Source organism: Rheinheimera sp. ATLC3 (assembly GCF_059429535.1).
Genome location: NZ_CM182103.1, coordinates 2782661 through 2808106 on the forward strand (window position 1 = coordinate 2782661; position 25446 = coordinate 2808106).

21 protein-coding genes and 1 pseudogene are annotated in these 25446 nt (G+C 50.9%); 7 read left to right on the top strand and 15 right to left on the bottom strand.

The annotated features are described in order from the left end of the window. Nucleotides 1-42: 42 nt before the first annotated feature. The 7 genes from AC5SV9_RS12895 to AC5SV9_RS12925 form a co-directional block, all read right to left on the bottom strand. The gene (locus AC5SV9_RS12895; RefSeq protein ID WP_475149764.1) at nucleotides 43-516 is read right to left on the bottom strand and encodes a hypothetical protein; all 474 of its coding nucleotides are present in this window, start codon (nucleotides 514-516) and stop codon (nucleotides 43-45) included. 77 nt (nucleotides 517-593) lie between these two features. After that, the gene (locus AC5SV9_RS12900) at nucleotides 594-1538 is read right to left on the bottom strand and encodes a hypothetical protein (protein WP_475149762.1); all 945 of its coding nucleotides are present in this window, start codon (nucleotides 1536-1538) and stop codon (nucleotides 594-596) included. Between the two features lie 191 nt (nucleotides 1539-1729). Further along, complete coding sequence (locus AC5SV9_RS12905) at nucleotides 1730-2440, bottom strand: DUF6445 family protein (RefSeq protein ID WP_475149760.1); 711 nt, start codon at nucleotides 2438-2440, stop codon at nucleotides 1730-1732. Between the two features lie 5 nt (nucleotides 2441-2445). After that, nucleotides 2446-3948, bottom strand: coding sequence for a tryptophan halogenase family protein (locus AC5SV9_RS12910; protein WP_475149757.1), 1503 nt, complete (start codon nucleotides 3946-3948; stop codon nucleotides 2446-2448). 16 nt (nucleotides 3949-3964) lie between these two features. Further along, nucleotides 3965-5032 carry a cupin-like domain-containing protein gene (locus AC5SV9_RS12915; RefSeq protein ID WP_475149755.1) on the bottom strand — a complete coding sequence of 356 codons (1068 nt, stop codon included), beginning with the start codon at nucleotides 5030-5032 and terminating at the stop codon, nucleotides 3965-3967. 9 nt (nucleotides 5033-5041) lie between these two features. Continuing rightward, the gene (locus tag AC5SV9_RS12920) at nucleotides 5042-5785 is read right to left on the bottom strand and encodes a SapC family protein (protein WP_475149753.1); all 744 of its coding nucleotides are present in this window, start codon (nucleotides 5783-5785) and stop codon (nucleotides 5042-5044) included. Between the two features lie 256 nt (nucleotides 5786-6041). Further along, a complete protein-coding gene (locus AC5SV9_RS12925) occupies nucleotides 6042-9122 on the bottom strand; it encodes a TonB-dependent receptor (RefSeq protein WP_475149751.1) in 3081 nt (1026 codons plus the stop codon). A gap of 404 nt (nucleotides 9123-9526) precedes the next feature. Between AC5SV9_RS12925 and AC5SV9_RS12930 the strand changes: the two genes are divergently transcribed. The 7 genes and pseudogenes from AC5SV9_RS12930 to AC5SV9_RS12960 all read left to right on the top strand — a co-directional run bounded on the left by AC5SV9_RS12930 (nucleotide 9527) and on the right by AC5SV9_RS12960 (nucleotide 17271). After that, a complete protein-coding gene (locus tag AC5SV9_RS12930) occupies nucleotides 9527-10534 on the top strand; it encodes an isopenicillin N synthase family dioxygenase (protein WP_475149748.1) in 1008 nt (335 codons plus the stop codon). A gap of 54 nt (nucleotides 10535-10588) precedes the next feature. Then, the gene (locus tag AC5SV9_RS12935) at nucleotides 10589-11746 is read left to right on the top strand and encodes a trans-sulfuration enzyme family protein (protein ID WP_475149745.1); all 1158 of its coding nucleotides are present in this window, start codon (nucleotides 10589-10591) and stop codon (nucleotides 11744-11746) included. Nucleotides 11747-11958: 212 nt separating this feature from the next. Then, a complete protein-coding gene (locus tag AC5SV9_RS12940) occupies nucleotides 11959-12114 on the top strand; it encodes a hypothetical protein (protein ID WP_475149742.1) in 156 nt (51 codons plus the stop codon). A 257-nt stretch (nucleotides 12115-12371) separates the two neighbouring features. Continuing rightward, nucleotides 12372-12503: pseudogene (locus tag AC5SV9_RS12945) on the top strand (DUF1993 family protein); the annotation flags it as partial. A gap of 79 nt (nucleotides 12504-12582) precedes the next feature. After that, on the top strand, nucleotides 12583-14982 hold the full coding sequence (locus AC5SV9_RS12950; RefSeq protein WP_475149740.1) for a TonB-dependent receptor plug domain-containing protein: 2400 nt from the start codon (nucleotides 12583-12585) through the stop codon (nucleotides 14980-14982). Between the two features lie 292 nt (nucleotides 14983-15274). After that, nucleotides 15275-16243 (top strand): DUF1852 domain-containing protein, encoded by a 969-nt coding sequence (locus AC5SV9_RS12955; protein ID WP_475149737.1) that lies wholly within the window; start codon nucleotides 15275-15277, stop codon nucleotides 16241-16243. Continuing rightward, on the top strand, nucleotides 16240-17271 hold the full coding sequence (locus AC5SV9_RS12960) for a methionine synthase (RefSeq protein WP_475149734.1): 1032 nt from the start codon (nucleotides 16240-16242) through the stop codon (nucleotides 17269-17271). Before AC5SV9_RS12955 ends, AC5SV9_RS12960 begins: the two co-directional genes overlap by 4 nt. Nucleotides 17272-17364: 93 nt before the next feature. Here AC5SV9_RS12960 and AC5SV9_RS12965 read toward each other — a convergent pair whose 3' ends face one another. The 8 genes from AC5SV9_RS12965 to AC5SV9_RS13000 all read right to left on the bottom strand — a co-directional run bounded on the left by AC5SV9_RS12965 (nucleotide 17365) and on the right by AC5SV9_RS13000 (nucleotide 25349). After that, nucleotides 17365-18108 (bottom strand): hypothetical protein, encoded by a 744-nt coding sequence (locus AC5SV9_RS12965; protein WP_475149732.1) that lies wholly within the window; start codon nucleotides 18106-18108, stop codon nucleotides 17365-17367. Nucleotides 18109-18138: 30 nt separating this feature from the next. Then, nucleotides 18139-20217 carry an ATP-dependent DNA helicase RecG gene (gene recG, locus AC5SV9_RS12970; RefSeq protein ID WP_475149730.1) on the bottom strand — a complete coding sequence of 693 codons (2079 nt, stop codon included), beginning with the start codon at nucleotides 20215-20217 and terminating at the stop codon, nucleotides 18139-18141. 10 nt (nucleotides 20218-20227) lie between these two features. Further along, nucleotides 20228-21058 (bottom strand): substrate-binding periplasmic protein, encoded by an 831-nt coding sequence (locus AC5SV9_RS12975; RefSeq protein ID WP_475149727.1) that lies wholly within the window; start codon nucleotides 21056-21058, stop codon nucleotides 20228-20230. 8 nt (nucleotides 21059-21066) lie between these two features. After that, nucleotides 21067-21459 (bottom strand): RidA family protein, encoded by a 393-nt coding sequence (locus tag AC5SV9_RS12980; RefSeq protein ID WP_475149726.1) that lies wholly within the window; start codon nucleotides 21457-21459, stop codon nucleotides 21067-21069. Nucleotides 21460-21464: 5 nt separating this feature from the next. Further along, the gene (gene spoT / locus AC5SV9_RS12985) at nucleotides 21465-23588 is read right to left on the bottom strand and encodes a bifunctional GTP diphosphokinase/guanosine-3',5'-bis pyrophosphate 3'-pyrophosphohydrolase (RefSeq protein ID WP_475149724.1); all 2124 of its coding nucleotides are present in this window, start codon (nucleotides 23586-23588) and stop codon (nucleotides 21465-21467) included. A gap of 126 nt (nucleotides 23589-23714) precedes the next feature. Next, the gene (gene rpoZ / locus AC5SV9_RS12990) at nucleotides 23715-23990 is read right to left on the bottom strand and encodes a DNA-directed RNA polymerase subunit omega (RefSeq protein ID WP_134052557.1); all 276 of its coding nucleotides are present in this window, start codon (nucleotides 23988-23990) and stop codon (nucleotides 23715-23717) included. A gap of 45 nt (nucleotides 23991-24035) precedes the next feature. Continuing rightward, nucleotides 24036-24668: a guanylate kinase gene (gene gmk / locus AC5SV9_RS12995; protein ID WP_475149722.1), complete on the bottom strand. Its 633-nt coding sequence runs from the start codon at nucleotides 24666-24668 to the stop codon at nucleotides 24036-24038. Between the two features lie 198 nt (nucleotides 24669-24866). After that, complete coding sequence (locus AC5SV9_RS13000) at nucleotides 24867-25349, bottom strand: DUF4442 domain-containing protein (protein ID WP_475149721.1); 483 nt, start codon at nucleotides 25347-25349, stop codon at nucleotides 24867-24869. Nucleotides 25350-25446 lie beyond the last annotated feature (97 nt).

Below are 25446 nucleotides of genomic sequence, written 5' to 3' on the forward strand. Positions count from 1 at the left end.
GGCGCTCGGGTGCACTTTAGTGCATCCAGATGAGGCGAATGGCTATAAATTTTTTTGGACAAATTGCTCAATGCTGAGATGCTGTCCCTTGCTCTGGTAATGGCGTTCTAAGGCATAGGCCATTTTTTCTAGCGGAGCATTGTCATACTTATATTTATGAATCTCTTGAATATAGCGCTCTATGAAACCTTGAGGGCCTAGCTCTCGCCATTGCAACACATGAACCAATTCATGGAAGTGAAGCTGAAGATTGTTTGCGGCCTCTTTCTTTACGTAATAGGTATCGTTGTAAGTAATACCTCCAACATCCATGTCGATGAAGTCTCCTAAACCTGCTTCCCGGAGTTGTGGAAAATCAGGCTTTGGAATTTCGTCGGTAACAACGAAAAATGCTGTCTTGAGAAAGTCAGGCGAGTAAAAACCGTTAAAATGTTCGGCAAATACGGAGCAAGACCGACGCACTTTTCTATGTAAATAATTCACGTGTTGTATCCATTCCCAAATATCTCTGATCATTACTCCTCCTATTATAACGCTCGCAACACCGGACAATTTTTCAGCGCGGCGGAAACTCATTTGAAGGCTTGAGATTTTTATATTTTTGCTTGAATGTCGATATAACCAACACCCCAATCTCCATCATCTTGTTGCGTAAAAACTAAGTTCACTTTGGTGAGGAAAGAACTATTTGTACCCATCCATTTGACCAACTTTGCTTTCTCATCAGATAGCTGTACATTTTTCTTCGAAACTTCTCTTTGAAGGATTTCTTGTACAATACCAGCTGAAAAATCAGTCAAGCTGAGTAAGTCATTTGTTACTGCATCCTTTTCAAATGGCTTTGCAAACCCATATATTTTGTACAGATTATCGCTATACATTGCGAGGCATCGTCCAAATATCTTCTGTGTGTGGGTGAAATCCCGTTTTTTCCCGTCCACATTTATTGAATCGTGATCGCATAACCACAGTATTTTTTGGCCTGAGAAAGCAACAAGAGACATAAATATACTAATTGCATGGCATACCCGAAGTACTTTTTCTGACTCCTTGCCTTTCCACTCGCCTAAATCGTTTTTTAGAAATAGATCAACAATTTGACTTTGAGCTTCTTTTTTATCAAGACCAAAAAGACTCGGTATTTTCTGATCTATTGAAATAGTCACCAAGATTCCATGAATGAAATTATTAGCGAGACTAAGAAATTCATCTAATGACCTAGAGATTGGGCCATAAGCTAGATCTTTAAAACCAAATTCTTTCCATGGATTATCCAGACCATTTTTAGCTCTTAATTGTTTAGTTTTCTCTTCGAAAAAAAATCTTTTGTCAGCAGAGCAGATCAAGATTGAGTAGGTTGTAAAGTCAGCCCCTTTATGTTCACCACCAAAATCGGAAAGAATAAACAACCCTTTGTCATCAGAAAAATCAGGCAGGGAAGCCAACTTCTCTACTTCTCTAGCAAGCAATTGTCCATAAAATGGGTGATCATCTGATAATTTAGGAACCTTAAAGGGACCGCTCTTAATTATGTTCATACTTCCTCTAAAATATGACACTTATTCGGTGGGTCGAGCCGCTTTTAAATACGGATTAACCTGCTTTTGTAAATTTAGTTTACTGAACACTACACCGCTTATTTAGAACTTACAACAACTTACAGGAACAGCTGATAGTTGTGTTGGCGACAAATAAGGGGGTAAGCCATCTGACAAAGTATCAGTAGTGTTTAGCCAAGCTCTGGCTGCAGGTCAATAAAGCTGCTGATGGTTAGCCGCCCTTGTGCTGGATTGGCCGACAGGCTGGCGGTGGGCGGGATTATGCCGCTGTGCAGCGCATGGCGACGGTAGATCACCAGCCGGTTAAATACGCCTTCGGCTTCTGCTATCTGTGTAAATAAAGGCGTATCGCCGTGAATATAGCCGGCATCGCGGCCCGGCAGGTTGGGGCCGTCGTTTTCGGCTTCCAGCGAGCGGTAATACTGTGCAGCGCGGCTGTCATCTATGGTTTCAAAACCACTCTGGCGGTGGCGGTAAAAGGCGGTACCGCCCTGATTGCCGTGAAATAAGTAATGCACTGCCGCCAGCGCGTGTTTTTCGGTGGTGTCAAAGTGTGGAATGCGCTGCAGCAGCTTTAACTGCTCAGGCGCTGTGGTGACCAGTGAATAGTGGCAAACCGAAAAGCTCAGCGCGCCGGCGGGCAGGGCGAATATTTCACGCAATACCGGCGTCAGGCTTTGCAGCAGCACTTGCTGATACGCTTGCGGTGCCGGTGCACGCACGCCGGGGTAATAAGGCGAGTTAGCGCTAAAGTGTTGCTGACAGGCATCGGCGACTAGCAGCTCTGGCTTCGCCAGAAAGTTATCCACCAGCAGCAGCGGTGATTGCTCGTCGCCGGGGCGCAGGCATTGGATCTGCATAGCGGGGTTAGCAGCGAGCATAGCGGTTAGTCCGTATTGGCGGCACAGTACTGGCGGATAAAATCGCTGTGCTGTGGTAAACGCGCCACGGCATGGCTGATGGTGTCACGAATTTGCTGCAGGTGCGCCTGCAATTGCTGCGGCGGCAGGCTGGCGACTAACTGATGATAGCTTTGTGGCATCAGGCGCTGCCCCAGCATCACATGCGACCATGACTCCAGCCGGAACATTTCTTCCCCGGTTTGAAACGCATGCGCGCTGGCGCGGAACAGCTCGATGCGGTGTGCCAGTGAATCGGGAATGCTCATAGTGCGGCAGTAGTTCCAGAACTCGCTGTCGCTGCGCTCAGTCTGGTGGTAATGCAGAATAATAAAGTCGCGGATTTTTTCCAGTTCGCTGATCGACTGGTGGTTATATTCATCAATCAGTGGTTGCTGCACGCCGTTAAACGGGAATAACCGCAGCAGCCGGATCACGCCATTCATAAACAGATAAATACTGGTTGATTCCAGTGGTTCAATAAAGCCGCTGGATAAGCCCAGTGCGACACAGTTTTTATGCCAGAACTTTTTACGCCGGCCAGTTTGATAACTCAGCATTCGTGGCTCAAACAGCGCTGCTGTTTCCAGGTTACCGAGCAAGCGTTGCCGGGCTTTATCGTCTGACAGGTAGTCGGCGGCGTACACCAGGCCATTACCCACGCGGTGTTGCAGCGGAATACGCCACTGCCAGCCGCTGTCGTGTGCCATCGCCCGGGTGTAAGGCGGCAGGGTGCTGGCTGATTCAGTTTGTACCACCATGGCTTTATTGCAGGGCAACCAGTGGTCCCAGCGTTCAAAGCCGGTTTGCAGTGTTTGTTCAATCAACAGCGCGCGAAAACCGGTGCAGTCGATAAATAAATCACCGCTGATTTCAGTACCGTCTTCCAGTACCAGGGCGCGGATATCGCCGTTAACCTGTTGCTGCACCTGTGCAATTTTGCCTTCTATGCGCACCGCGCCCTGTGCTTCGCTAAAGGCACGTAAAAAGCGGGCGTAGCGTGTGGCATCCAGATGATAGGCATAGCTGATAACAGAGCTGTCGGTTTTGGCAAACTTGCCGGCCAACGCTGCCTGCAATTCGTAGCAGTAGTCGCCAAAAGGCGCCTCTATGCCAAGCGTGCGGCCATGCAGGTAATAATGCTGAAAATCAGCCAGAAAACTGCCTTTGCCGGTAACGCCAAAGGGGTGGATATAGCGGTCGCCCAGCTGACCCCAGTTTTCAAACGAAATACCCAGTTTGAAGGTGGCGTCGGTGGCGCGCATGAACTCCTGCTCGTCGATACCCAGCAGGTTATGAAACAGCTGCACCGGCGGTATTGTCGACTCGCCAACGCCGACAGTGCCAATCTCTGCTGACTCGACCAGCACGACGTCGATTTGGCCTTTCAGGCGTTTTGACAACGCCGCTGCCGCCACCCAGCCCGCCGTGCCGCCACCGGCTATAACCACTTTTTTAACCGCAGGGTGATGTTCAGTATCAGTGTGCACGGCAGAGTCCTTCTTGTTAGCGATTTAAACGGTTAAGCAGCATGGCTCTGAGCTGGCGGGCCTGCATATCGTCCAGCGGGCCAAGCACGCCTTGTGCCTCTGGCGGTAAATGCGCTGCTGCCTGCTGTGGGTCGTCAAATACGTAGTAATTCAGCAGTGCCTGCCAGGCCTTGCGTTCATGTTCAGGTTTATCGCGCAGGCTCATCAGCGCGTGATACAGCAGGTTCATACCCGAGCCGGTATAGCGCGGGGCGTTGCTCCACCAGTAATTAATCAAAACGTTAAAAGTGCCGCCCGCTTCTACCTGATGCCACCACATACTGGGCAGATACAGTGCATCGCCGGGTTCCAGTTCGGCAATGTAACCCTGGTGTATTGCCTCGACAAAACGCGGGTAGCGCTGCAGATCGGGCTGGTCAAAATTCACCATGCTGATCACCTGGCCCCCCGGTGTGGGCTGCAGTGGGCCCGGGTATAAATTAGCAACCTGATCCGGTGGAAACAGCGTAAAACGGCGCTTCCCAGCCACGCAGCAGGCTAAATTTTCTGACGCGTCATAATGGCAGGCGGCAACCGAGCGGTTACCCAGCCAGATACTGACCCTGTCCGGCTCGGTGGCATAGTATGGCTTGGGCCGGTTCAGCTGTAACGGCAGCTCAGCGCTGAGTGTCGGGAAATGGCTCTGGATCAGGTTAGAAGCGATATAGGCTGAAGGCGGCTCTGGCAAACTCTGCCAGGCCAGCAGCTGCTGCAGAACCTCGTCTACCTTGCCTGTGTCAACGGTGAAATTCAGCGCTGTGGCGTTTTCGTTGTAAAAATAGCGGCCATTCAGCCCTGGCCCGGCGCGGTACACTTGGGTGGGCTGGCCGTTGTAGTGGCCGGCAATATAACCGGCCAGTGCGCTGTTACCCTGTTGGCCTTGCTGCACTATCGGCCAGTGGCTAACCAGGCCTTTAAGCACCACAGGTTCGGCGGTGCTGAAAATATCCTGTGGCACCTCGCCGCTAGTACAGCAGTCAATAACACGGCATTGCCGGCTGATTGTCAGCGTTTGGGATGTCGTGCTTGCAGCGGTGTTATGCATGATGCCGCCTCAGGCCGTCGCGGCCAGGCGTTGCAGCAACTGGTTTTTACGCTCAATTAAGCCACTGATATGGCGCAACGAGCCTTGCATGGCAAATGCCAGTTGTAAAAAACCGGCCTGGTGTAATTGCTCCAGCTCTGGGCCACGCAGCGCTGCCAGCGCTTCTGTATTAAGGCAATAATTGCCGCTCAGGCGGTGTTTTTCGCCGTTTTGCAGGCTGTATTCAATATTGGCCGGCTGCAGCAATTGCAACTGGCGAAAGGCGTTAAACACAGGTTTAGTCAGCGCCATGCCCTGATGAATACGCTGCAGTGTATCCGTGATGTGCTGCAGGTAAGGGCTGTTGCCACCCTGGTCTAAAAACAGCTGCTGGCCATGTTGGTTATTAACCTTAGGATGTGCCAGATCGATATGCACCACCGCCTCGGGCGTGGCGTGTTGCTGCTGTGAAAAGCCGATACGAAACGGGCCTTTTTCCATTAGCGCCGGTATATAACGCGCATCCCAGCCATTACCGCTGTTGTTGCTCAGATACAGGTTTTCGTCTGGCGCTAAGCCCAGTAAGGCGATGGCGTGAAAGCTGTCGTCCTGTTCGTTATGGCGTGCCAGAATGGCGTATTCGTGTTGCAGCGCAGTAAATTCGGTGGGAAATACCGGTACCGATACCTGATTGTCGCCGTACTCAGCACTAAAATGGTGTAACACCCGGGTATGCTGGTGGTCGATATTGTTCAACAGTACGTGTTGTGTCATGTCTGTGTCCTGTCTCTGTTGTACAGCTGCTGTTGTACTGCAAAAACCACGCTGGTCAGTGAATGCTTCAGCTGCCATCGGTTTGCCCACGCCAACACGCCGTAAACCCTTCCGTGGGGGCTCCTCTCAGCCCATCCAGGGCTGAGACGGTTAGCTTAGGGCAAACCGACTCTGCTTGAGTTATCTTTATCCAGGTGTTGGCTTTTACAGTACAACGAACAGAGAAAAGCCGCCACTGTCAGTGGCGGCTAGCGCATCAGAAATCGTAGCGCAGGCCAATCTGGTAGCGTGGCCCCAGATCAGTCAGATACCACAACATGGCTTTGTTACGTGCATGTGAGCGGCTGTCTTCACCGGTCAGGTTCAGCGCTTCAGCAAATACCGTCAGCTGCGGGTTAATATCGTAGCTAACGTTAACATCAATTTGCCAGTAGGCTTCTTCAAACCGCGGGTTGTTCGAGCCACCCTTATTCACTTCTGCCAGATACTTGTCACGCCAGTTCCAGGCAATACGCGCCTGCCAGCTGTCTTTCTCGTATATACCAATCAGGTTAGCGGTATCACTAAGGCCGACCAGCGCAAACTGTGACTCATTCGGGTCAGCATTGGTGTCAAAACCGACATCGCCACGTACTACTGTGTAGTTGGCCTGGATACCAAAACCGCTTTCACCAAAGAAATGCTGAATTGCAAACTCTGCACCGTAGATTTTTGCGGCTCTGTTGTTATCCGGCGTACTGGTACGGAAAATAACTTCAGGGTCGGCATCGGTAGCGCGTAAATCGAAGCCCGGGTTATTGGCCAGGAAGTCTATCTGTGACGGGCTACCGGTAAACTGCGGGTTAGCACCAAACTCAGCAATCATATCCGGGTGGTTACGGTATTCATTAAATACCATCATCGCATACAGATAGGTATCATCCAGCGGGAAACCACCATCTTGTATTGCCTGTGCAGCGGCCAGCGCGCGTGGGCCAGAGGTAACATCACGGATGCCCAGTAACGGCTGATCAACCTGGCGGCTACCGATAAAATTAACCACGTCTTTCTGAAAGAAACCGGCCGACATATAACTGAACGGGTTGTAGTACCACTCCAGTGACAGGTCGAAGTTACTGGATTCCAGTGGCAGCAAACCAGGGTTTGAAGCCTCTGCGGTAGGTTTTGCACCCAACAGTGTAGAGCCGCCGCCGCCGCCGAAGTCAGATGCGGAAACCCCCAGGCTGCCAAGGCCGGCTCGGGCAATGGTTTTACTGTACGAGAAGCGGCTTATCAAATCATCTGTTATATGCAGGCTGACGTCTAAGCTGGGCAACAGGTAATCGTAGTCGTTTTTCGCAGAAACAGGCTCTGCCGGCACGGTGGAGTCGACATAGGCAACCACATCATCGTTATCTTCCCACTGGAAGTAAACCTGGCTAACCAGTGAGCTGGATTCCGTATCGGTTTTCTCGTAGCGCATGCCGGTTAATACATCAAACTGCATACCACCAAGCTCGCCTTCCAGTGCAACCTGGAAGTACACTGCATCGGTATCTTCTTTAACAATGTTGTCGTACGACAAAGAGCTTTCCACAGTGGTTGGAATGCCAGGGTATAAATCCAGTGCCGCGGTGTATAACGCGCGTGGGTCGGCGATAAAACCATAACCGCCTGGCAGCGCGCTGAAATCATCAAACTCGCCTGGTAAATCAAACGGCTGGATCAAGTCGCCAAACTCACCCGGGTTACCAACGTTCCAGTTACCCAGTGCGATATTATTACCGGCGGTTTGAATAGAGCGTGACTCCATCCGGCGCAGCTCGGCACCAAAATCAAAGCGGCCATCGTCAAACTCGTAGCTGCCGTCCAGTTTTACCTGTTTAATTTTACTTTCCTGGCTGGCGTTGCGGATGCGGGCAATGGATGAACCCACATCTCCGGCATCGACCATGCCGTTAGCATTGGCACCTTTATCCGGCAGGGTGTCGTCATACACGTTCAGGTAAGTGGGTAAATCAGCACCCCAGAACCATTCACGCGATGTCACTATAGGTGCACCCAAACCCACTGCCAGCTCGCCCGAGCCACGCGGGCCGGTACCACGGCTGAATAATTCAGAGCTATGCGCATCCAGTGCCAGTGTCAGGTTGTCGTTTACCTGATACTCCAGGTTTAAACCGGCAGATTTCAGTGTATTGGTTTGCTCACGCCATTGTTGCTCGTAGCCTTCATCAACGGCGCTGGCATAGGTTTCCTGAATGTAAGACGGGGTTTTTACCGTGTTATTGTCAAACTCTACTACCTTGGTGTTGCTGCCTCTTTGCACCCAGTTGGTAATTTCGCCGCGGTGTTCTACCAGGTTGTTTTCGGCAAAGGTGTAGTCGGCGGTGGCGGTAAAGTTATCGTGTGGCCTGAATTGTAATGTCAGTTGCGCATTGTCACGTTTACGCTCGGTGTTCGAAAACGCATAACGAATATCGTTTGGCCGCGCATAAAGCTGCCCTTGCTCCGGCGCGTTAATAACTTCGGTGTCGGCGTTGTTCCATAGCCGGTCAGCATCGGCGATATCATCCCAGTAACCGACTTCCCAATCGTTAACGGTTGCGCCGGTATAACCGGAATCACGTTGCTGATGGCTGGCTGAGATACTGACACCAAATTTGCCGTCGTCCAGTGCATGGCTAAAAATACCTGAGATTTCAGGCGTAACATCGTCGCCGGTGCGGTTGGTGGTGTCGTGTACGGCTTTTACCCCGACACTGGCTACCGTTTCACCGGTGTCCAGCGGACGCGCGGTTTTTACGTTAAGGGTGGCACCAATACCGCCGGTAGCGATATTGGCTTTACCGGTTTTATATACTTCTACCGCGCGGATACTTTCTGACGCCAGATTAGAAAAGTCAAAGGCCCGGGCGCTGCCGCCGCGGGTGGTGCCGTCGGCACCGGAACCTGCGCCATAAGTTGTGGCTGATGGCATGGTACGGCCGTTCAGTGTCACCATATTATTGTCGCCGCCAAAGCCACGCACAGTCACTTCAGAACCTTCACCGTTGGTGCGGCTTATTGACACACCGCTAATACGTTGCAGTGATTCGGCCAGGTTGGTATCGGGGAATTTACCGATATCTTCTGCTGAGATGGCATCGACCACCCCCATAGAATTACGTTTAATGGATGCGGCTTCCTGCATACTGGAGCGCACGCCCCGCACCATAATAACTTCAATGCCGCTGGCATCTGTTTCTTCCTGAACCGGTGCCTGCTGTGCGTATAGCGGCATAGCCGCCGCACTACCAAGTAACACTGACACTGCCCGGGCCAATGCCGTCCTGGTAAAGGTTTTCCTGTTTTCCATTTTCTCTACATCCCCTCGTGATTTGTTATAAGTCATTCAAATCAAACAGTCGGGCAGTATGGCTTTTAGTTATTGCATGAATCAGGCCCTGCCGGCATGTTCGTTTGTGCAGGTGCTGACTGTTACGGCTTCCTGCATGTCCATGCTGAATAGCCAACCCCCGACCCTCATTGTAGTAATGTTGTTACACAGGGGAAGTTGCCAAAATGCGTTACCTTTTTGCTTTTTTTATCAGGCGGTATAAAACCTGTTGTGCAATGCCGTAAAGACTGCACTTTAGCTAGCTATATATCCAGACGGCCGAATATCGTGATTTGATATAACTAATAGTTATCAAATCCTTCGGCTTGTGTTGCTACAGGCATAAAATGCCAGCATTGAGAATAACTGCAATGGTGAGTCTAATGAATGTCAACCTGCCTGTACTGGATCTAACCTTATGGTATGCCGGTGGCGAGTCTCGCCGCCGTTTTCTGGCCGAACTTGGTGCGGCCGCGCGTGATGTCGGTTTTTTCTATCTGACCGGCCATGGTATCGCGCAAAGTCAGCAGCAAGCCATACTGCAGCTGGCCGCTGATTTTTTTGCCCTGCCGCAGGCCGATAAACACAGTGTGCAGATGGTAAACTCGCCGCATTTTCGTGGTTACACCCGCTTAGGTGGCGAGTTAACACTGGGTAAGGCTGATCAGCGCGAGCAGTTTGATATTATGGCCGAGCACAGCGCACCGCAGGTGCAAAGCGCTGAACCGGCATGGTGGAAACTGTACGGACCAAACCAATGGCCGGCGGCCTTACCGCAAATGCAAAGCACGCTGTTACACTGGCAGGATCAGCTGACGGACCTTACCGTAACCTTACTGCGGGCCTTCGCGCTGGTATTGCAACAACCTGAAGACGCGTTTGACAGTACGATTAAAGATGGCCCATACCGCCATATGAAACTGATACGCTACCCGGGCCGCGCCACACAGCAGGCGAAGCAGGGTGTGGGTGCGCACAAAGATCCGGGTTATCTGACACTGGTGCTGCAAGACGGTCAGAGCGGACTTGAAGTACAAACCGAGCAGGGCTGGGTTAGCGCCACGCCTTTACCCGGCGCCTTTGTGGTAAACATTGGTGAATTGCTTGAGTTGGCATCAAACGGTTATTTACGGGCAACCTATCACCGGGTAAGCAGCCCGCCTGCCGGGATTGAGCGGTTGTCCTGTGCTTTTTTTATGGCAGCACAGCTTGATGCGACGGTACCCTTGCTACCACTGCCGCCAGAGCTGGCGCAGCAAGCTAAAGGCCCGGCCAGCGACCCGCTTAACCCGCTGTTTTATCAGGTGGGGCAAAATGTATTAAAAGGACGGCTGCGTTCGCACCCGGATGTGGCCGCAGCACATTATAATGCGCTACAACATGTTGTTTAATTATCCATTTTAAATCGCCGCTGTTGGCGGCGATGCTTATATAAGAGCCTGATAATGAAATTTAAAACCCAATTGTTGCACAGTAGCGGCGGCGATCAGCAAACCGGCGCTTTAACCACGCCGATTTATCAAAGCAGTACCTTTACCTATGGCACTGCCGCCGAAGGTAAAGCCCGTTTTGCCGGTGAGCACAGCGGCTTTATCTACAGCCGCATGGCTAACCCGACGGTGCAGGCACTGGAGCAACAACTGGCGGTACTGGAAGGGGCAGATGAAGCGCTGGTCGTTGCCAGCGGTATGGCGGCTGTCAGCAGTATTTTTTATGCGCTGGCAAGCGCAGGCGATGAAGTGGCGTTTATCGACCCGGTTTATGGTGGCACAGCGGCGTTTTTGGTGAATACCCTAAGCCGTGCCGGCATTAATGTCAGCCGTTATGCCAGTGATGACGACTTGCTGGCCAATATTCACCCGGCGACTAAGCTGGTGCTGTTTGAGCCGATTACCAACCCTAACCTGAAGGTAACCGACTATCGCAAGATCAAAGCCGCCGCGGCGAAAACCGGCGCCGTGACGGTGTGCGACAATACCTTCTTAACACCTTACCTGTTTAAACCGCTGGAGCACGGCATCGATTTAGTGATGCACAGTGGCACCAAGTATTTAAGCGGTCATGGCGATATTATTGCCGGCGTGGTAGCCGGGCGCACAGAGCTGATGCAGCCGGTGCGTACCATAGCACTGAAGCATATTGGCGCTGCGATAGGCCCGCAGGAAGCGTATCTGCTACAGCGCGGCTTGCGTACGCTGGCGCTGAGGATGGATGCACACCTGGCTGGTGCGGCCAAGGTGGCGGCGTTTTTAGCCCAGCACCCGGCAGTAAGCAAAGTGATATACCCTGGCCTGACAACCGATGCCGGTTACCCGGTACTGGCGGAAACGGTGGGCGCTTTTGGTGGCATGGTCAGCATTGAGCTGGAAGGCGGCTTTGCCCGCGCTGAGCGTTTTCTCGATAAACTGGCACTGTTTACTCAGGCCGTTAGCCTGGGCGATTTGGAAAGCCTTGCTTGCCACCCGGCCAGTACGACGCATGCGGCGATGGATGCCCCAAGCCGCTTAGCAGCAGGTGTAACCGATGATTTAATCCGCCTCAGTATCGGCGTAGAAGATCCCTCAGATCTTATCGCCGATTTAGCTCAGGCATTGCAGGTGTAATACCAAAGTGCATAGCGGCGTTAGCGTAAAAAATACTTTTATATTCCATAAGTGAATTAATATAACTATTTACCGGTTAAAAAGTCATATTAAGATGTTTGAGTAGGTTTTGCTTACTCCTGCTTGTCACCTGTCTTTCACGGCATCTTATGATGCCGCGTTTTTTACAGTGCAGGATAACTATCCCGTTTGTCCGGCACAGGAGAGGTAACATGGCTATCAGTTTGTATGACATGACCGTCCCGGTTTTTATTCGCAGCTTAACCAATCTGGCCAGTTTTTTACGCAAAGCGGGTTATCAGTCCACTGATGAAGCGCTACCCGGCAGCGCTGCTATTACGAAGCTGTTTGTACCTCGATATGTATGAAATATCGCGCTAGATGAAGCGATCAGCTGATATCGCCAGTGAAACCGTTGAGCTTTATAGCGGAATTAAAAGTGTAGCCTTTACCGAAGATGTGGGACGATTGAGCAGCGTATTGCGTATGTTAACCACAGTATCAGTTATCTTTTAACGATAGCACCGCGACAGTTTGAAGGCTTAGAGCAACAAAGTTTTAGCCTGCCGCCGCAGCACGAGGAGCGTTACAGTGCTTTAGGCTATGCTTTGTTTTATACCTACCCAACTTTTATTTTCACATTACTACGGCCGGTAACATTTTACGCCACCAAGGTGTGGAAATAGGTAAACAGGATTATCTGGGTCTGCACAATTATCAGCAAGATGGCTGGCACAGTGACGGCTCTGGTATCTGAGCCGTCAATATAGCCGGGCAGAATTCAGGCTACATATCAGGTTTTATTACAATAACAGCAACACTTACAAGGAATGACTATGGCATTGCAAACAAAACTGACCGTATCAATTGGGCTGGCACTGGCAGCAAGTTATGCTGGGGTAGCACAGGCACAACAGGAACAGGCTGACGTAGAGAAAATTTCGGTGATCGGCAGCCGTTTATCGGTGCGCTCGGCCACGGAAACCAGCGCGCCGCTGGATATTATCGGCGCAGACCAGTTAGTAGCCACTGGTGCACTGGAAACCGCAAAAGCGTTACAGTTGCTGGTGCCGAGTTTTAACTTTCCGACATCCTCTATTACCGACGGCTCTGATGCTGTGCGCCCGGCCAGTTTACGTGGATTATCGCCTGATCATACTTTGGTGCTGGTTAACGGTAAGCGCCGGCATGGCACGGCGTTAGTGCATCTTAACGGTACTATGGGGCGTGGCAGCTCTAATGTCGATTTGAACGCTATACCCATGTCGTCTATTAAACGTATTGAGGTATTACGTGACGGCGCCGCTGCACAATATGGCTCTGACGCTATTGCCGGTGTGATTAATATCGTACTAAAAGACCAGACACAGGGCACCGATGTGGCCATCAGCACCGGCCAAACCTATGAAGGCGATGGCGAATATTATAAAGCCAGCTTTAACTCGGGTTTTCAGTTTGGCCGCGATGGTTTTGTTAATTTCAGCGTAGAGCAACAACATAAAAATGCGACGAACCGCGCTGGGTTAGACCCACGCCAGCAGTATGCCACCATAGATGGCGAGCCTGATCCGCGTGAGGCTAGCTTTAACCGGCTGAACCATGTGGTGGGTGATGCGTCGTTTGAGCAACAGGCAGTATTTTTCAATGCAGGCTGGCGGCCGGACAATATACAGTTTTACGGTTTTGGCGGCATTAGCCACCGAGAGTCTTCATCGGGAGCCTTTTATCGACGCGCATTGGATGACCGAAATTTAACTGAAATTTACCCGGACGGTTATCTACCGAAAATTGCGCCGGAATCGACAGATTACTCTTTCACCGCTGGGGCCAGGTTCGAGCTGGCAGATTGGCAATTTGATGTATCGGCAGGTATTGGCGAAAGTGAGTTTGATTATTATGTCAATAATTCACTTAATGCCTCGTTTGGCCCGACCAGTCCAACCCGTGCCTATGCCGGTTCACTGGAAAACCAGGAACAAAACTTTAATATTGACGCCAGTAAGCGCTTTGATTTCGTCAACAATTCTGAACTAGTTGTATCGGCAGGTATCAGCCGCCGCCACAATGCATACCGCATCAGCGCCGGTGACGAGCTATCGTGGCGTAATTATGGTTATCAGGAGAAAGCAGGTGGCATTCAGGGCTTCGGTGGCTTTACGCCTGAGTCTGCAGTTGATGAGTCACGCCATAATACCGCAGTGTATCTGGAAGTAGAAAATGCATTAAGTGATGCCTTTACCTGGGGCGCAGCGCTGCGTCAGGAAGACTATTCAGACTTTGGTAACGACACCAGCTGGAAAATCTCGGGCCGTTATCAAATCAATGACCAATGGGCATTCAGGGCAACCGCAAACGATGCCTTCCGTGCGCCAAGTGTGCAGCAGCTGTATTTTTCTAACCTGTCGACCCTGTTTGTTGCCGACCCGCAAACCGGTGTGCTGATGCCTACCGAATCAGGTACCTTTAATAACGTGTCTGAGGTAACCCGTGCTATCGGACAAGGCCAACTTCAGCCTGAGTCTGCTATCAGTCTTAGTGCCGGTATTACCTTTCAAGGCGACAGCGGTTTAACCTTTACGCTGGATACTTACCGTATAGCAATAGATGATCGCATCATTCTTACCGGCAGTGTTAACCGTACCAGCAGCCCGACGCTTGACGAGTTGTTAGGTAACTCCGGCGCGAATGCTGTACGGTTCTTTACCAATGCCGTAGATACTACAACCGAAGGGGTTGAAGCTGTTGTGGCTTACCAGTGGGATACGGCGAGTTTAGGCCAGTGGAAAACATCGTTCAGCGCACAATACAACGATACCAGTATTGATCAGATTAAAGTGCCTGCTTTACTTGATGGCCTGCAGGACAGCTTGTTTGACCGGGTAGAGCAGGTGCGTTTAACTAAAGCTAACCCTAATAAAGGCGCAGTACTGAGCTTAAACCATCAGTATAATAAACTGACATCTGATATCCGGCTGAACTATTTTGGTGCTTACACCTTAGGTTATGCCACCGGCGATAAAATCTACAGCGGCAAAACCACGGTAGACATCAGCTTTAACTACGCCGTTACCGATGCACTGCAGCTAGGTGTAGGGGCCACTAACCTGTTTGATACCTACCCGGACAAACAGCCAGAGGTGAACAGCTTTAACGGTATTTTTGCCTACCCGAATACCAATGCCCCGTTTGGTTTTAATGGCGGGTCTTACTACGCTGATTTACGTTATTCGTTTTAAAAAAGCACGCTTAGCAACGGCAAACGTGTAGCTAAGCATAGTAGTTAAAACGTATTTTACGCCTGAAAACCGGCTTGCTCCATGCTTTGTAAATGTCATTTTGCAGGGTGTTGGGTAAGCCGGTTTTTGTTGCCTGCAACTAAAGGCAAATAGGCTGAATCATTAATTTTACTCATGTATTAATGAAATAATATCATTTTTATTCATGCAGCCCTGCGCGTATAACTATCTCGTGATTTTAGACGTCTAGATGCCTTTATGGCGGGTTGGCGAAAAAGGATACCATAGCATCATGAGTAACAATCTTAGCTTTACGATTAAAAGCATTGGTTTTGATGAGAATTATCAGCCAGCGGATAGTACGCGGCTTACTACCAACTTTGCTAATCTGGCCAGGGGCGAAAGCCGCCGGCAGAATTTACGCAATGCGCTGAACATGATCAACAACCGTTTTAATGCGTTAGCGCAATGGGACAACCCAAGTGCAGACCGTTACTCGGTAGCGCTGGAAATAGTGTCGGTTGATATTAATATCGAGGGCAGTGGCCATAGTTTTCCATCGATTGAAGTGCTGAAAACCAATATTGTCGATCACAAAACCAATACGCGCATAGAAGGTATCGTCGGTAATAATTTTTCCTCTTATGTGCGTGATTATGACTTCAGCATACTGCTGCTTGAGCACAATAAGCAGCAGGCCAGGTTCAGCGTGCCGGCTAACTTTGGTGAATTGCACGGCAAACTGTTTCAGCGCTTTGTTCACTCCGATACCTACAAGCAGCATTTTAGCAAGCTGCCGGTAATATGCCTCAGTGTGTCGGATGCCAAGGTGTATTACCGCACTGAGAATCAGCATCCGGTATTGGGGGTGGAATACCTGCCAAATGAATCCTCGTTAACCGAGCAGTATTTTAAAAAGATGGGTTTGCAGGTGCGCTATTTCATGCCGGCAAACAGTGTTGCGCCGCTGGCATTCTATTTCTTTGGCGACCTGCTGAACGATTACACCAATCTGGAGCTTATCAGCACCATCAGCACTATGGAGACGTTTCAAAAGATCTACCGGCCGGAGATATACAACGCCAACGCGGTGGCAGGTAAATGCTATCAGCCAAATTTAAAAAATCAGGACCATTCTATTACACAAATTGTGTATGACCGGGAAGAGCGCAGCAAGCTGGCGGTTGCCCAGGGCAAATTTGCTGAAGAACATTTTATTAAACCGCACCGGGCAGTACTGGAACAGTGGAGCTTAAGATGAAAAAACTATTACCAACCTCAACGGCGGGCAGTTTGCCTAAACCGTCCTGGCTGGCGCAGCCCGAAACACTGTGGTCACCGTGGAAACTGCAGGGTGAAGAATTGATCGCAGGTAAACAGGACGCACTGCGCCTGGCACTGCACGAGCAGCAACTGGCCGGGGTCGATATTGTTAGCGATGGCGAACAAACCCGGCAGCACTTTGTTACCACCTTTATTGAGCATTTAAACGGCGTCGACTTTACCAGGCGCGAAACGGTGCGCATTCGTAACCGCTACGATGCCAGTGTGCCTACTGTGGTTGGGCCGGTATCGCGGCCTAAACCGGTGTTTGTCGACGACGCTAAGTTTTTACGCCAGCAGACTAAACAACCGATAAAATGGGCTTTGCCAGGCCCGATGACGATGATCGATACTCTGTACGATGCACATTATAAAAGCCGCAAAGAACTGGCCTGGGAGTTTGCCAAAATACTGAACCAGGAAGCCAGAGAGCTAGAGGCAGCCGGTGTTGATATTATCCAGTTTGATGAGCCGGCCTTTAATGTGTTCTTCGATGACGTAAACGACTGGGGCATCGCCTGTTTAGAGCGCGCCATTGAGGGGCTGACATGCGAAACGGCCGTGCATATTTGCTATGGCTATGGCATTAAAGCCAACACTGACTGGAAAAAGACGCTCGGCAGTGAGTGGCGCCAGTACGAAGCAGTATTCCCCAAACTGCAACAATCGAATATCGATATTATTTCGCTGGAGTGTCATAACTCACGGGTGCCGGTTGAGTTGCTGGCGCTTATCCGCGGTAAAAAGGTGATGGTAGGTGCCATTGATGTGGCGACCGACAGCATTGAAACACCGGAAGAAGTAGCCGCTACGCTACGTCAGGCGCTGAAGTATGTTGACGCTGATAAACTATACCCCTGCACCAACTGCGGTATGGCACCATTAGCCCGGCATATTGCAAGTGGCAAGCTCAATGCGTTAGCCGCCGGTGCAGAAATCGTACGCCAGGAACTGCTGGCCGGGTGATCAGCGATACATTTACCAGGTTATCGGTCGGGCGAGTACGAACTGCCAATAAAAACCGGTAACCTTGATTTTATAAAGGCGGGCCATCCCCGGTTAATCTGGTAATTGATAAAACGCTTCGCGTGACTCAGCTATTTGTTGCCAGATTTGCAGCATTTCTGCGTGGCTCAGTAAATGCTGTTTCTGACTGAAAACAGTAAAGACAGGTTGTGAGTAGAAGTAGGGTTTGAGTTTTCTGATAATGCCTAAATTTTGCTCTTCCAGCAGTTTATCAGCGGCATTTTCGGGTAGCACCAAACCGTCCACCCTGTGATTTATCAGCAGATTAAAACCTGCTTCAATACCAACGTCGATATTGAGTAACACACTCATCTGCTGCAATAGCTTTTCAACAATATAACCTTTAGGTGCAGCAATACCGAACTCGACATTGTTAAATGCTGTACCATCCCAACTTAGCCGGCTATCTGCACGTACATACACCGGGTAATTTATGCTACTTAGCCTGAACGGAGCCTGGGTATCGCTAAGCGGAGGAAAGATATATTTTTTGCTGCGTTCAGCTGTCCATCCCATACCGATGGCGGCCGTGTAAACGCCCGTTTCAACCAGCTGGGTGCAACGGGTCCAGGGTAACTGGTCTATAACAAACTGGTATTGAAGTTGTGTCAGAGCCTGTGCTGTTATAGCAACATATTTGCCAACATAAGAGATATTGTTAACTGTGTAGTGGGGCAGTTTTAGCTCTTCTGCAATAAACTCCTGACACAGGCGCAGTGATTTGGCAGAGGCAAATAGTGGCAGCAGGCAAAACAGGACTATTATTTTTTTCATCATGCAGATCTGCCGTTTCGAGCGTGTTTGGTATTAAGCATTGCCGTAAACTTCTTTGTTTGCCAGCCAGCGTTTTATCAGCTGCAGGCTGGCGTTGCGATCCTGCTGCCATAACCGGGTAGCAAGTTGCTGCGCCTGCGGCAATAATTCGGCGTCGCGGCTTAAGTCGGCAATTTTAAATTGCAGTACGCCAGTCTGACGGGTGCCGAGTAATTCACCCGGGCCGCGTATTTCCAAATCGCGCTGGGCGATAACAAAGCCGTCGTTGCTGTCACGCAACACACCCAACCGGGCCTGAGCTGTTTTCGACAGTGGCGCATGGTACAGTAGCACACAATGCGACGCAGTGCTGCCGCGACCTACCCGGCCCCGTAGCTGGTGCAGCTGGGCTAAACCGAGCCGCTCCGGGTTTTCGATAATCATCAGACTGGCGTTGGGCACATCTACACCCACTTCAATCACCGTGGTCGCTACCAGTAAATCCAGCTCGGCGTTGCTGAACTGCTGCATCACAGCCTGTTTTTCGGCGGCTTTTAGCCGGCCGTGTACCAGCCCGATGCGCAGGTCAGGCAGCGCTTGCTGCAGCAGTACTAACGTATCTTCAGCGGCCTGATTTTGCAGCGTTTCTGACTCTTCAATCAGCGTACATACCCAGTACGCCTGACGATGCTCGGTTTTAACGGCACTGCGCACCCGCTCAATAATATCGTCGCGCCGGGTATCCGGTATCGCCACTGTTGTTACCGGTGTGCGTCCGGGAGGCAGCTCATCAATAATCGAGGTGTCTAAGTCGGCGTAGGCGGTCATTGCCAGCGTACGTGGAATGGGGGTTGCAGTCATCACCAGTTGGTGCGGATAGACACCGGCGATACCGCCTTTTTCGCGCAGGGCCAGTCGCTGGTGCACGCCAAAACGGTGCTGTTCGTCAATAATAATTAAAGCCAGCCGCTGAAAGCTGACCTGCTGCTGAAACAGCGCATGAGTGCCGACTATCATTTGGGCACTGCCATCGGCAATGGCAGCCAGCGTGGTTTGCCGGGCTTTACCTTTGGTTTTACCGCCAAGCCAGGCCACGCTGATGTCAAGCGGGGTAAACCAACGGGCAAAGTTGGTAGCGTGTTGCTCGGCCAGCAGTTCAGTCGGTGCCATTAATGCCACCTGATAGCCATTACCGATAGCGGTCAGCGCGGCCAGCGCGGCCACCAGCGTTTTACCTGAACCAACATCTCCCTGCACCAAACGTAGCATGGGCAGAGTCTGGCCTAAGTCATGGCGTATTTCTGCGGTGACCCTTTGCTGCGCGCCAGTGGGGGCAAAAGGTAATGCCGACAGAAAGCGCTGCTGCAGGCTTTGGTCGATCTGTAACGCTATGGCCTGTTGCTGCTGGCCCTGGCTGCGCAGTTTATACATGCTCAGCTGCTGGGCTACCAGCTCTTCAATAATCAGCCGCTGCTGCGCCGGATGTTTGCCAAGTTCCAGCAGCTGCAGGCTGGCATCCGGCGGCGGGCGGTGGATATAGCTAAGGGCTTGTGTCAGTGACCAGCTGTGCTGCGTGTGGTCAACGGGTAAATATTCATCGGGCTGGCTGCGCTGTAAGTGCTGTAAAGCGGCATCTGTCAGGCTGCGCCAGGTCGCCTGGCGTAAGCCTTCGGTCGTGGGATAAATAGGTGTCAGCGTTTCGCTGACTTCGGTCAGCAACTCGTCGTTAAGCAGCCGGTATTCCGGATGCAGCATTTCCAGGCCGCGCGGGCCGCGTTTGGCCTCGCCAAAGCAGCGCAGCAGCATGCCCGGTGTGACGGCATTTTTTTGCGCCGCACTAAAATGAAAAAATCGTAGCGTCAGATAGCCGCTGCCATCTTTAATTTTCACCAGCCAGCTGCGTCTTTTACCGAGCTGAATTTCACTGCTGACGACTTCTCCGAGCACAGTACCGTGCATCAGCGGCATTAAATCGGCGATGGCATAAATACGGGTACGGTCTTCATAACGCAGCGGCAGGTGAAACAAAATATCCTGTATTGACTCGATACCCAGCTTGCTGAGTTTCTCGGCGGCTTTAGCACCAACGCCTTTGATTACGGCGACCGGGGTTTGTTGTAGTGAACTGCTCACGCTTGGCTTGTCACTCTGGCTTTGCCTTTAACTGCTTGATCCTGGGGCTTAGCACCATATCGGTGTAAAGCCGCTTTACGGTACCATCAGCTTGCATGGCTTTTATATGCCGCTCGATGGTTGGCAGTAGCTTGATATACTGGCTTTGGCGGGATACGCCTATGTTGATATGGGCATTATTGCCGGCGCTGATATTCAGCGCCGCAATACGAAAGCGGTCCTGATAACTGCTGGTAGAAAAAATTGCATCGGAGGTACTGACCGTCGGCGAAATAAGCGCGTCTACTCTGCCGCGATACAGCATTTCCAGGCCAGACTCTATCGACTCCACCTCTGCTACATGCGAGCGGTTTTGCCGGATAAACTGCATAGTATTTTCGCTGTACAGATAGCCGCGGATGCTGGCAACGGTCAGGTTTTTCAACTGGCTGAACTGCGTCAGCGGCCTTTTGTCGCTGCGCAATAAAAACACACTTTCGGCGATGGTGTTTTCATAAGGCAGCAACACCATAATTTTTGCTCTGTCTTCGCTAAACTTCAGGTTAGACATTAAATCGACCTGGCCTTCTTCCATCAGGCGAAAACAGCGGTTTATGGTGGTTCTGGGCGTAAACCGCAGCGTAAAGCCGCTGCGCCTGGCCAGTTCACGCATCAGGTCGACCGATGGCCCATAAGGCTCTGTGACATCTTCATAGTGGTGAAAGCCTGAAAAGTGGTCCAGGCACCAGGTGAGTTCCGGCTGCTGCGGTTCGCTGTGGCTAACCGGTTCTTCAGCTTTGAGCACAGCGCTGAACAACGCTGTGCCTGCAACAAGCATCTGTAACAGCCGGTGGTTACGCATAAAACATCCTAGTGGGTGGACGGCACTTCCATCACGCCATCGATTTCAATCTGGCTGGCGCGCGGCAGGGCTGATACCTGCACTGCGGCACGGGCCGGGTAAGGCTCGGCAAAGTACTGGCTCATAATCTCATTGACGGTGGCAAACTGGCCTAAGTCGGTCAGGAAAATATTCACTTTTACCATATCGTTTAAGCTACCGCCGGCGGCCTCACACACGGCTGCCAGGTTCTTGAATACCTGATGTGTCTGCTCGGCAAAATCGTCTGACACCATTTGCATGCTGGATGGCACCAACGGGATTTGGCCTGACAGATACACGGTAGTACCAATTTTCACCGCCTGGCTGTATGTGCCTATGGCTTTAGGGGCATCATTGGTACGGATAATCACTTTTGACATGGGGGTTATTTCCTTCTGTATACTTTCTGTACATCCGGCATAACGCGTATCTTACGCATTACATTGGCCAGTTGTATTCTGTCGCGTACCGACAGTGTAATTTTGATCACGTACTCACCGGTGTCGCGATCGTCGGTTGCCAGATCCTGAATGTTTGAATCCTGCGAGGCAATAAGGGTGGTCAGTTTCGCCAGCACACCCTGACGGTTAACAATAAACACCCGGATATCGCACAGGAATTGTTTATCGCCGGTTTTATCCCAGCGCACCGGGAAAAACTTACCGGGTTCTTTGTCCCAGCCTTTAATGTTACGGCAATCTGCCCGATGCACATTCAGGCCTTTACCCGGTGTGGCATTGGCAACAATTTCGTCGCCTGGTATTGGCCGGCAACATTTGGCAAAGGTTAACAGCATACCTTCAGAGCCGATAATAAAGGCTTTGCTCTTCTGCATCGGGCCGACATTGTCTTTCTGGCTGCTTTCATCTGACTCAAATTCGCCCAGCAAGCGCCGTGCTACGGCAATGGCCAGCTGGTTGCCAAGGCCGATTTCGCTGCACAGTTCATCCAGCGATTTCTGTTTCGTATTTTGCAGCACCTGCTCGATACGCTCCGGCGCGATATCTTCCAGTTTTACTTCGCCAAGCGCTGAACTGAGCAAGCGCCGGCCCAGGCCAATAGATTCGTTTTGCTGCTGCTTTTTCAGATAATTACGGATACCCAGAATGGCACGGCTGGTCACCACATAGTTCAGCCAGTTGGCATTGGGTTTACCGCCCGGGCTGGTGACAATTTCTACCGTCTGGCCAGTTTCCAGCGGTTTATTAAGCGGATAGGGGCGACGGTCGACTTTGGCACCGACACAGCGGTTACCAATATCGGTGTGAACGGCATAAGCAAAGTCAACGGCAGTGGCGCCTATCGGCAGCTCAACAATTTTACCCTTGGGTGAGAACACATAAAGCTCATCCGGGTACAGTTCAGATTTAACGTTTTCGACAAACTCTGCGCTGTTGCCGGCATTTTGCTGCAGCTCCAGCAGACTTTGCATCCAGCGCCGGGCACGAATTTGTGCAGTGGTATCCTGATGCTGGCCGTTGGCTTTATACATCCAGTGCGCAGCAATACCTTTATCGGCCATTTCATCCATTTCGCGGGTACGCATTTGTATTTCAACCGGAATACCGTGCGGCCCAACCAGCGAGGTGTGCAGCGACTGATAACCGTTCTGCTTGGGAATGGCGATATAGTCTTTAAAGCGAATTTCTATTGGCTTGTAAAGGTTGTGCACCACGCCCAAAGTACGGTAGCAATGATCAATGCTGTCTACCACAACACGAAAGGCGTATATGTCCATTACATCGTTGAACATCAGCTCTTTGTTTTTCATTTTGCGGTAGATGCTGTACAGGTGTTTTTCGCGGCCACTGACATCAGCATTGATACCGGCTTGCTCCAGCCGGCCTAAAATTTCATGTTGAATTTTTTCCAGCAGCTCGCGCCGGTTGCCACGGGCCTGTTTAACGGCAGTCGACAGTGCGCGGTAGCGCATTGGGTATAATGCCTGGAAACCCCAGTCTTCCAGCTCGTTTTTAATATTGTGAATACCCAGGCGGTTAGCGATAGGGGCGTAAAGTTCAAGCGTTTCTTTGGCAATACGGCGGCGTTTCTCTGGCCGCAGGGCGCCCAAGGTGCGCATATTGTGGGTGCGGTCTGCCAGCTTGATTAAGATAACGCGGATATCCTGCGTCATCGCCATAAACATTTTCTGCAGATTGGTGACTTCAAACTCGTGATAGTCTTTAAACTTCACTTTATCGAGCTTACTGACGCCCTGTACCAGCTCGGCTACAGTGTCACCAAATTTACTGGCAAGTTCTTCTTTGCTAACCGGTGTGTCTTCAATAACATCATGCAGTAGCGCGGCCATCAGGGTTTCATGGTCCATATGCATATCGGCCAGAATACTGCTGACAGCAACCGGGTGGGTAATATAAGGCTCGCCGCTGGAGCGGATTTGCGGCGCGTGCGCGTCGCGCGCGACCACATAGGCCTGTTGCACTAGGGCAACCTGCTCGGGTGGTAAGTAAGCACTAATCTGTTTTTTCAGACCTTCAAATAAATACACCTGTGCTCCCAAACTGCGACAGCAAACAAAACACGCCCTTAAGCGCGGGATTTATTATGAATATACGTCTATTTGTTACAGTTGCCAACGGCTAATGCGCCGCTGGCCTGCAGATGGCGGGGGTTTTTAGTGGTCTGAACCAATAATAGCGGCTACCGCTGCCATTTCTGACGCTTCCTGCTGGATTTGATCGCGACGTTCCTGCTCATCCAGTACTGAGTTGGTGATCAGGCCTTTTTCGATTTCTCGCAGGGCAACAACAGTAGGTTTATCGTTTTCGATATCTACCATCGGCTCTTTGCCTTCAACGGCTAACTGACGGGCACGGCGTGCAGCCACCAGAATTAAGTCAAAACGGTTACCAATTTTATCTACTGCATCTTGAACAGTTACGCGTGCCATTTACCACTCCAGTGTTCGGGCCATCACAAGACCGCATAGTTTACGCTAGTTTGCTGTTTTCGCCAACAGTTGTGTAAGCAGCGTCTTATGCTTGCAGGCCTGGCTGCCAAAACCATTACGTTGCGCCAGCACTATTCGTTCAAACTCCGCCAGTGCTGTATCAAAGTTATCGTTGATAATCAGGTATTCGTATTCACCGGCATGGCTCATTTCACTTTGTGCCTGTGCCATACGTTTGGCAATAACCTCGCTTGAATCCTGGCCGCGGTTATTCAGCCGCTGCTCCAGCTCGCTTAAGCTTGGCGGCAGGATAAAAATACCCCTGGCTGAAGGCTCTTGCTGTTTAATCTGCCGCGCGCCTTGCCAGTCGATATCTAAAAACACATCAATACCAAGGCTTAAGCTGTCGCGTATTGTGCTTTTAGAGGTGCCGTAGTAGTTGCCAAATACTTCAGCCCATTCAAAAAATTCATTGTTGGCAATTAAAGCTTTAAACTCATCCACGCTGATAAAATGATAGTGCACGCCGTTTTGCTCTCCGGGGCGTGGCGCGCGGGTAGTGTGAGACACACTGACCTGCATATCGTGATGGCGTTTCAGTAATGCCTGGATCAGGCTGGATTTACCGGCACCACTTGGTGCGGAAATAATAAATAAGTTACCTGCAAGTTCCTGCATAGCTGTTCACAGTTGGCGGTTAAAGACAGCGGATTTTAGACGCTACCTGTTCGACGTGCAAATTTGCATTGATTTAGGTGAAGTTTGGCTTGTACTAAACCAACCGTTGGAGCCCTGGACGGGCGGAAACGAGCCCCCATGGATGGGTTTACGGCGTGTTGGTGTGTATAAGGTAAATTTCACCACTCGCTGATGCAACTAGCGTCGCTTTTTTGCCTTAACAGACAGTGTCAGGGTAAAGGTTGCCATGGCTTCATCACCATGCAGGCTGGGGCAGGTAACGACTACCGATACCGGCTTATTTATACGCTCGCCTGTAGCTAACGACTCGTCAATCATCGCATCAATAACATCACCATCGTGGCTGGTAAAGTGTACCCGCGCTTCAGGCCGTTTTAAAAAATGCCCTTGCACATCTTTAAAAGCAAAGTTGGCATTTACACCCCGTGCTTTGGCTTTGCTGAACACCAAAAAAGCACCGGCTAAATCAGCGCCTATCGCCAGCGCACCGAAATAAATGCTGCCCAGATGGTTTTTTGTACGCCAGCCATGCGGCATGGTGACTTCCAGAGTTTTGCTGTCCATCCGCACGATCCTGGGAGAACAAAAACCTATCAGCGGAATATAACGCCAGGCGAATAATTTCAGGCCCCAGTTGGCTTTGCGTAAAGAGATGGCCATTGCTCTGGCTCCTTGGTTAACTATGCAGGCGAGCTTACACTGGTAAGACCATTGCTGCAAGGCAACCGCTCGGGCGCTTAAAGATACCACTCGTCCG